The 368-nt window shown below is 53.3% G+C and carries 1 protein-coding gene; it reads right to left on the bottom strand.

Features of this window, described 5'->3' with window-relative positions:
- On the bottom strand, window positions 1-299 hold a 299-nt coding region (locus AC1D0P_RS32115; protein WP_477680420.1), incomplete at its 3' end, for a response regulator.
- Window positions 300-368 lie beyond the last annotated feature (69 nt).

The following is a 368-nucleotide window of genomic DNA, read 5'->3' as shown; positions in this document are numbered from 1 at the left end:
GTGCCGGTGAAGACGATGGTCGGGATCGCCACGTCGACCAGATAGTTGAGCGCCTCACCCGATTCGGCGCCCGGCAGATTCATGTTGGAGATGGCGAGCCGGATCGGTACATCCGATTTTTCGTTGGCCTGCTGAATCTCTTCGAAATCACGGCAGATTTCGACGTCGATTTCCAGAAGTTCCTTCATCCGCTGGCGGATCATCGAAGCGAAGACATTGGAATCCTCGGCGACGATGATCCGATTGTTCTTCAGCGACGCACCGGAATAGTGCATGCCGGAAACACCCAAGAAATCCATTTGGCCAGCCTTGTTGTGAAAAATTACCCCGGTAGCAGATTATGGGACAGGCTTTGAGGAAAGGTTAAG

This window comes from Polaromonas sp. P1_G2, from assembly GCF_056405515.1.
Note: the sequence above shows the minus strand (reverse complement) of the source record. Positions and strands in the feature narration are given on the sequence as shown.